At 42.6% G+C, this 7,346-nt stretch carries 6 protein-coding genes; 2 read left to right on the top strand and 4 right to left on the bottom strand.

All coding sequences use genetic code 11. The features are described from left to right. Positions 1 to 149: 149 nt before the first annotated feature. Entirely contained in the window at positions 150 to 653 is a 504-nt protein-coding gene (locus tag B2746_RS02065) for a ferritin (protein ID WP_290790478.1), read from the bottom strand. Positions 654 to 686: 33 nt separating this feature from the next. Further along, positions 687 to 1,889 carry an anhydro-N-acetylmuramic acid kinase gene (locus B2746_RS02060; RefSeq protein WP_290790475.1) on the bottom strand — a complete coding sequence of 401 codons (1,203 nt, stop codon included), beginning with the start codon at positions 1,887 to 1,889 and terminating at the stop codon, positions 687 to 689. 134 nt (positions 1,890 to 2,023) lie between these two features. On the opposite strand from B2746_RS02060, the gene murQ reads away from it, so the two are divergent. Together murQ and B2746_RS02050 are read left to right on the top strand one after the other, a co-directional pair. Further along, entirely contained in the window at positions 2,024 to 2,845 is an 822-nt protein-coding gene (gene murQ / locus B2746_RS02055) for an N-acetylmuramic acid 6-phosphate etherase (RefSeq protein ID WP_290790472.1), read from the top strand. 21 nt (positions 2,846 to 2,866) lie between these two features. Continuing rightward, positions 2,867 to 5,830 (top strand): FAD-binding and (Fe-S)-binding domain-containing protein, encoded by a 2,964-nt coding sequence (locus B2746_RS02050; protein WP_290790469.1) that lies wholly within the window; start codon positions 2,867 to 2,869, stop codon positions 5,828 to 5,830. 8 nt (positions 5,831 to 5,838) lie between these two features. Here the strand turns inward: B2746_RS02050 and B2746_RS02045 are convergent, their stop codons facing one another. Beyond that, entirely contained in the window at positions 5,839 to 5,961 is a 123-nt protein-coding gene (locus B2746_RS02045) for a hypothetical protein (protein WP_290790466.1), read from the bottom strand. Between the two features lie 341 nt (positions 5,962 to 6,302). Next, positions 6,303 to 7,244 carry a TolB family protein gene (locus B2746_RS02040; protein WP_290790464.1) on the bottom strand — a complete coding sequence of 314 codons (942 nt, stop codon included), beginning with the start codon at positions 7,242 to 7,244 and terminating at the stop codon, positions 6,303 to 6,305. Between the last annotated feature and the right edge of the window lie 102 nt (positions 7,245 to 7,346).

Raw genomic sequence — 7,346 nt, 5'->3', positions numbered from 1 at the left:
TGACCTTTCACTTTTCAACTTTCAACTTTCATTTTTCACGTTTCACCTTTTCCTTTCACTTTTCACGTTTCACCTTTGACCTTTCACTTTTCACGTTTCACCTTTGACCTTTCACTTTTCACTTTTCACCTCCTTTCACCTTTCACGTCTCACTTCTCACTTGGCCGATAGGCCATAATATCTCTGTCAAACAAATACAATCCGCTTTTGTCTTCGCCAATCAATTCCAATTTTTCGTTGAGGGTGCGGGCAGTGCGTTCTTCTTCCATTTGTTCGGTTACATACCACTGTAAGAAATTGTGCGTGGCATAATCTTTTTCAGACAGCGACTGGTGAACGAGATCATTGATACTATCGCTTACTTTTAATTCGTGTTTGAGAAATTCAGCAAAGGCAGATTGCAAACTGCGGAATGTGAGAATAGGTTGTTCCAAAGCAGGCACCATGGCAAATCCTCCACGTTCATTTACAAACGCGATTAATTTCAGCATATGCATGCGTTCTTCGTCGGATTGTTTATAAAAAAAAGCAGCAACTCCCTGTAAACCGGGTTGGATATCGGCCCAGCAAGCCATTGCCAGATAAGCCTGAGAGGATTCGGCTTCCATTTGAATCTGTTTATTCAGCGCGTCCTGCATGGTTTTCGAAAGCATGGTAATAATTTTGAGAAAGATACAAAATCGGCATCATCCGGGGAAACTCAATTTACCCATGGATACTGTTGGAATTCCATTTCTTCCTTTACCGTAATTTACCTGTCCGCCTACCAGCCATTCATTCGCCAATACAGCAAATAAAACTGCTTCTTTTGCATCCGGATTGATCTCCAATTCTGCCGTGGGACGAAAATCAACTCCTGGTAATAATTCCTGCAGATTTTTCATAAGCAAAGGATTGTGCATTCCTCCGCCACTTACAAAGAAGCGATATTGATCCAGTTCTTTCACCTGCGTTCTGATTGCACCTGCAATCGCTTCAGCAGAAAAGCGATTTAGGGTGGCCATGGTATCAGCATAGGAAATTGATTCGGTTCCTGATTTGATTTTTGCTGCTGACAAATAATCCAGATTGAATAATTCCGGTCCGGTTGTTTTAGGGAAATCCTGGCTGAAAAAAGGATGATCCAAAAGTGCAGTTAACAACGCTTCATTTATTGATCCCTGTGAGGCGATAGCAGCATCTGCATCGTAATAAATGCCAGGATGAATTTTTTGAATGAAGGCATCCATCAGGGTGTTACCGGTACCGGTGTCTGAGCAAAATACAAGATCCGGATTCAGATCACCGGGAAGAAAAGTAAAATTGGCAATTCCTCCGATATTCAGCATAATTCGGTTCTCATTGCGCCTGGAAAAAATCAGGTAATCACCATAGGCAGCCAGTGGCGCGCCTTCTCCGCCTGCGGCAATATGTTTTTGTCGGAAATCACTTAGGGTGATGATGCCAGTTCTCACTGCCATATGATCACCATCTCCTAATTGGAGGGTACCATTTCCAAATTTTTGAATCTGGTGCAGAGATTTAGGTGCATGAAAAATAGTTTGACCGTGGCTTGCAATGATATCAATCTCATCAGCTGAGATCATCCATTTTTTCAATGCCTGTAAAATGAGTGCTGCATGCTGCTCGGCAATCCATCCATTTAGTAAACAGAGTTGTTGCAGATCCACGGTTTTTTTGGAAAAAACGGAGGCGATTTCTGCCTTGAAATCTGCGTCATAAGGCAGGGTTATAAATTCCTGCAGATTGATTACCGTATCCATTCCGCTTCCTGAAATTCTGCACAACGCAATATCTAATCCATCTACAGAGGTTCCGGACATCAACCCTATTATGGTTCGTTCAGGCTTGGCTGCGATTTGATTCAATTGAACTACAAATGGGTTCATATGAAGAATTTGAATGTTTAGATGAACTTCTAAATGCGGAAATATTCTGGAATATACGTAATTTTATGCAGTAATGTGCGTATATATGCGGATTTGGAGATAAAATTCCGCAATCTCTTAAACCAGGTTATTGAATGGAATATCAACGAATTACAGAAGAAAACTCCTTGTACAGGCATCTTGAAACATGGAAAGTGGAAGATATGCTGGCTGCAATGAACAGGGAGGATAAAACGGTTCCACAGGCAATTGAACAGGTTTTGCCATCGATTTCTGCATTTGTTCAGGCAACTTCGGATCGCATGCTGGCAGGCGGACGGTTATTTTATGTTGGAGCAGGAACCAGTGGCCGATTGGGTATTCTGGATGCATCGGAATGTCCACCTACGTATGGAGTACCGCCTACCCTGATCATTGGGATTATTGCTGGCGGCCCCAAAGCCATTCAGCAGGCAGTGGAGAATGCAGAAGATAATGAAGGGCAGGCATGGAAGGATATGGCGAAATTTTCACCCGGTAAGCAGGATACGATTTTGGGAATAGCGGCCAGCGGATCCACCCCTTATGTGATTGGTGCTTTGAAGAAAGCAAAGGAAAATGGAATGCTCACCGGAAGTTTGAGCTGTAATCCCGGTAGTCCGGTTAGTTCCTATGCTGAGTTTCCAATTGAATGTGTAGTGGGACCAGAGTTTATAACCGGAAGTACGCGCATGAAAAGTGGAACTGCGCAGAAATTAATTCTGAATATGATTTCCACGAGCCTGATGATTCTGCTGGGACGGGTGGAAGACAATAAGATGGTGAACATGCAACTGACCAATAAGAAACTGATTGACCGCGGTGTCAAAATGATAATGGAGCAAACCGGTTTGAAGGAATATGAACTGGCAAAAGATGCTTTGTTGAAATATGGATCGGTCAAAAACGCGATGCAATCCTTAAGTGTCGATATTTGATTCGAATTTGTCACGAACTATATGAGCCAGCTTTCCGCCAACCAACTGAATTTTGCATCACTTCGGGTCAACCTGACTGGTGAACTTTATTTCGATGAAAGTTCGGAGCATCGGGCGGTACGAATGGCCTATGCTACCGATGCATCGGTATATCAGGAATTGCCTATTGCGGTTGCCCTTCCCCGTGAGGAAGCTGATCTGCTTAAACTGGTTGAATTTTGCAGAGATGCGGAATTGCCCATGATTCCGCGGACGGCCGGCACTTCCTTAGCCGGACAGGTAGTTGGAACCGGCCTGGTTATAGATTTATCCCGATACATGAATGGTTTGCTGGAAGTGAATCAGGCGGAGAAATGGGTACGGGTTCAACCCGGAATTGAACGGGATGTACTGAATGAATTACTGCTGCCTTATGGGTTGTTTTTTGGTCCGGAAACCTCCACCTCCAATCGCGCTATGATAGGTGGCATGATTGGAAATAATTCCTGTGGTTTGCACTCTATGGTTTGGGGTGCTACGCGTGATCATGTGTTGGAGTTGAAAGTAATTTTAGCGGATGGTGAAACTGCCCTGATGGGCGCTTTGGATGAAAAGGGGCTGGAAGAAAAAAGAAGCCTGCCCGGAATGGAGGGAGAAATTTATCGTGCGATGCATGGCTTATTGGGCGATGTGGCAAACCAGTCTGCTATACACGAAGGTTATCCTGCTGCAAACGTTATCCGTCGTAATTCCGGGTATGCACTGGACTCCTTACTCGATGCAAAGCAGTATGGCGGTGCAAATGAATTTAATCTTTGCCGCCTGATAGCCGGATCAGAAGGAACCCTGGCATTGATAACGGAGGCAAAACTGAATTTGTTGGACCTGCCACCAAAAGAGAAAGGATTGGTTTGTGTGCATTGCAGCAGTTTGAAAGAATCTCTGCTGGTTAATCTGGTTGCGATCAAACATGGCTGTTATGCCAGCGAATTGGTGGATGATGTGATATTGAGCTTCACCAAAAATCACCGGGAGCAACAGAAGAACCGGTTTTTTATAGAAGGAGATCCGGCTGCACTGCTGATGATCGAATTTATGGAGCAGGAGGTGGGGGAGATGCAGATCAAAGCCGCTGCATTTATTAATGAGTTGAAACTATTGAATCTCGGGTATGCCTGGCCGTTATTAACCGGATCTTCCATCAATAAAGCATGGGATCTGCGAAAAGCCGGATTGGGATTGCTCCGGAATATTCAGGGCGATTCGCAGCCGGTGAATCTGATTGAAGATTGTGCAGTAGCCCCGGATGATTTGCCTGATTATATTGAAGAATTGCAGGCTTTGCTGGCCTCAATGAATCTGAAAGCATCCTATTATGCGCATGCGGGTGCGGGTGAATTACATGTGGAGCCGCTAATCAATTTAAAATCGGATGCGGGAAGGGTACAGTTTCGGGAATTATTAGCGCGGACGGCAGCCATCGTTAAAAAATACAAGGGATCTTTAAGTGGTGAACATGGTGATGGCCGTTTAAGAGGTGAATTCATCCCCTTTATGATGGGTGATCGCTGTTATGAATTGTGTAAGGAAACCAAACTGATTTTTGATCCGAAGCAATTGTTTAATCCGGGTAAGATAACAGATGCACCGCCGATGGATGATTTCTTTCGGATGCCTGCTAAACCGGCTAAGGAAAAAGTAAGCACCCATTTTAATTTTGATCGGGAAGGTGGCATTTTGGCCCTGGCAGAAAAATGTTCCGGATCCGGCGATTGTCGGAAAACGCATCGGGCTGGGGGTACGATGTGTCCGAGTTATATGGCCACCCGATTCGAGAAGGATACCACTAGGGCGAGAGCAAATATATTACGTCAGTTTTTATCTGCGGATACAAGTGTTACTGCATTTGATCATGAGGAGATACATGCCGCGATGGATCTTTGTTTATCCTGTAAAGGATGTAAAGCGGAATGTCCCTCCAGTGTGGATGTATCCAAGCTAAAAGCGGAATTCCTGCAGCAGTATTATGATTTGCATGGCGTGCCTTTGAAAGCCCGCATGATTGGAGAGTTTCCTGCATTAACCGCATTGGCGAGTAAATTTCCGGGACTGTACAACTGGTCGATGAAGCAATCGGTATTCAGTAAACCGTTGAAGAGGTTGTTGAATATGGCTGCACAGCGGGACCTGCCGGAATTGCATGCGTTTACGTTGCGGGAGTGGGGGAAGAAAAGGGAGGAAAGGGAGAATGGGGATAAAAAGGAGGAAAAGGGGAAAAGGCGGGTGTATTTTTTTTGTGATGAGTTTACGAATTACAATGATGTGGTTGCGGGGATGAAATGTATTGAATTGCTGGAGCGATTGGGATATGAGGTGCTACTTCCGAAGCATATTGAAAGTGGAAGGACGCATTTGTCGAAGGGATTGGTAAAGCGGGCGAAGGAAATAGCGGCAAAGAATCTGGCCTTGATGGAGCCGATTCTGGACGATGGATTTCCGATAATTGGACTGGAGCCTTCAGCTATTTTAAGTTTTCGGGATGAGTACCTGGATCTGGTACCAAGGTCTCTGTTGGACCAGGCTAAAAAGCTGGCTGCCAAATCTTTCCTGGTGGAGGAGTTTCTGGCTATGGAAGTAGCGGGCGGACGAATTGGTCCTGCGCAGTTTCATTCCGATAAAAAAGAGATTCTGGTTCATGGGCATTGTCATCAGAAAGCATTGTCGTCGGTATCGTATGTGATGGAGATTTTGTCGATTCCTGCCAATTATGTGGCAACCCTGGTGAATTCCGGCTGTTGTGGTATGGCGGGTTCATTTGGGTATGACAAAGACCATTATGAAGTTTCCATGCAAATTGGTGAACTGGTTTTATTTCCGGCAGTTAGACAACAATCGGCATCAACTCTAATTGCAGCTTCCGGCACCAGTTGCCGGCATCAGATTAAAGACGGCACAGGTCGGGTAGCCCAACACCCGGTGGAGATATTGTATGAGGCATTGATATAAAGACTGGATTATTTAAGCAGATTGTATACACCATCTATTTTTTCGGCTTTCGAACCATTGTAGATGATACCAGACAGTTTTCCGTATCGCTCATTAGCACAACAATCATTGGCTACATAATTATATTTCATGATCAGTGTGTCGGAATCAAGTACGGAAAGGCGCAGAAAAAAAGTGTCTACTGGAAAGTTTAAGCTGGATTGAATTTTTTCATTATTGAAAAATGAATGATTGGCCCTGTATCCAGGTATATTGGTTGTCAGGTAAACCGAATCCTGATGATAAACAGCGTTTGGCCCAAAAATTAAATTTTCACCTGAACTTTTATCAACCAGGATTAAGTCAAAATTATCGGAACATCTTTCATGGTTATCAATACACTTATTACAGTGTGGAAAAGCTGAAAATAGCAGGAATACCAAAGTTAGTTTGAGCATATTCTAATTTGATCATTATCAGGGAATCAGGTAGTTCAGTTACTTTTTAGCGCATGAATAGTTGAAATGTCGACTTCCCATATATTGGGTAACCCATTAAAAATAGAATTAAATTCATCCTTAAATACTTTTTGGTTCATTTTTTTTCCTGATTCACTGAAGTTTGAGAGCTTGTTTCTGCTACTTGTAAAATAAAGTTTTTTGCCATTTCGTGAAATTGCTGCTTGTCCTTCCTTATCAAATGAGTTGATTGTTTTTCCAAGATTTACTGGTTCACTCCACTTTTCACCAAGGTTAAAGCTTATCCATAAATCTGCGGCGCCATAACCTTTTCTTGTTAGGCTGGTAAATATGATAAATGATTCATCTGGTGCAACTGCCGGGTCAATGTCTCTGTGAAGTGGGGAATTAAAGTCCAGTTTTACAGGCTCTCCGTATTTGCCATCTTTAAGTTTTGTTACATAGATATCAGAATCTGTGTTTGTGCTACTGCAGTAATAAAGATTTCCATTATTTGCAATTGACGGATATAAGGGACTTGGTGTTTCTTTATAAAAGCCTCCTTCTAAAAGTTGGGGTTCACTCCATTCATTTTTAATTTTTTCAACAAACCATAAATTATAATCTGTGGGTTTGTTTTTTAATGGTGAAGGCCGATCACTAATAAAAATTATTTTTTTACCATCGGCCGTTATTACTGGATCAGCATCCTTGTATTGGCCTGAGAAAGAAGCCAGTTTCGGTTTCCCCCATTTATTTCCTTTTAATTCAGAAAAAACGATCGTCATTTTTCGCCAATCAGGTAGTAGTGCTTTGGTAAAAAAAACGGTTTTATTGTCCTGCGTAAATGCAGCATTAAATTCAAAATCTTTAGATGATATTGTTCCTTCACCGAATATGACCGGTATAGGCTCGAATGATTGAGATTCTGCTGAAAAATATACTAAAAGCAAAAACGGAAGAATACTGAGTTTCATTTTTTAGTAAAACTAAAACTCTGCAACTCTGTTTATTTTCCGTTTATCAATTAATAGCAAAATTTTATTTCATGAATACTTTAGTAACTAGTTTTATTTTCT

Origin of the sequence: Flavihumibacter sp. UBA7668, from assembly GCF_002483205.1 — a bacterium.
In the GTDB taxonomy this organism is placed as follows: Bacteria; Bacteroidota; Bacteroidia; order Chitinophagales; family Chitinophagaceae; genus Flavihumibacter.
Note: the sequence above shows the minus strand (reverse complement) of the source record. Positions and strands in the feature narration are given on the sequence as shown.

What these genes read in the sequence shown, in the direction of transcription:
- B2746_RS02040 (WP_290790464.1), bottom strand. Translation starts at nt 7,244, where the DNA reads ATGAAACTCAGTATTCTTCCGTTTTTGCTTTTAGTATATTTTTCAGCA.
- B2746_RS02050 (WP_290790469.1), top strand. Translation starts at nt 2,867, where the DNA reads ATGAGCCAGCTTTCCGCCAACCAACTGAATTTTGCATCACTTCGGGTC.
- B2746_RS02060 (WP_290790475.1), bottom strand. Translation starts at nt 1,889, where the DNA reads ATGAACCCATTTGTAGTTCAATTGAATCAAATCGCAGCCAAGCCTGAA.
- B2746_RS02045 (WP_290790466.1), bottom strand. Translation starts at nt 5,961, where the DNA reads ATGAAATATAATTATGTAGCCAATGATTGTTGTGCTAATGAGCGATAC.
- murQ (WP_290790472.1), top strand. Translation starts at nt 2,024, where the DNA reads ATGGAATATCAACGAATTACAGAAGAAAACTCCTTGTACAGGCATCTT.
- B2746_RS02065 (WP_290790478.1), bottom strand. Translation starts at nt 653, where the DNA reads ATGCTTTCGAAAACCATGCAGGACGCGCTGAATAAACAGATTCAAATG.